Origin of the sequence: Lysinibacillus sp. GbtcB16 (genome assembly GCF_019091145.1) — a bacterium.
GTDB classification, from domain to species: Bacteria; Bacillota; Bacilli; order Bacillales_A; family Planococcaceae; genus Lysinibacillus; species Lysinibacillus fusiformis.
The window spans coordinates 1-530 of the sequence record NZ_JAGXJV010000113.1 but is presented as its reverse complement, the minus strand read 5'-3'; the positions used below and the strand labels follow the sequence as shown (position 1 = coordinate 530).

Annotated in this window: 1 protein-coding gene; it reads left to right on the top strand. The window is 38.9% G+C overall.

Annotated elements, in window-relative coordinates; translation table 11 throughout:
* Positions 1 to 215: 215 nt before the first annotated feature.
* Positions 216 to 530 (top strand): recombinase family protein (locus tag KVT27_RS23605; protein WP_217582069.1); only part of this gene is annotated, 315 nt, incomplete at its 3' end.

The following is a 530-nucleotide window of genomic DNA, read 5'->3' as shown; positions in this document are numbered from 1 at the left end:
TGTGAAAGGTCACGTTCTTTCAAGATTTCTTTAAGTTTGATTGATATAGGCATGATAGTTCCCTTCCTCTATTTATATTACTATTACGATACACAATAAATTTGTATCGGTAAAGGGGTTGATTGTATCGCTAAAGCCGCATACAATGAATTTATACTAAAATATCGGCTAAGCGTTACGTTAATCTCAATTAGCGTAACGGAGGGGGAAATATCATGAAAGTAATCGGATATATTCGAGTATCCACACAAGGACAAGCAAGGGATGGATATAGCCTTGCATACCAAGAAGATGAAATCAAAGCATACTGTCAGGCTCAAGGATACACGCTTTTACGCTTGTTTAAGGACGAGGGTATCAGTGGGGCTAAAGTGGACGAGGAAGCGTTAGAAGTGGACAGATTAGGTTTTCAGGAGATGTTGGAGTATCTCTCCCAGCATGAGGTGGATTATGTTGTAACACTTAATACAAGCCGTTTATGGCGGTCAGACATTGTGAAAGTGTTAGTTCATCGAGAAATGAAAAAGTAT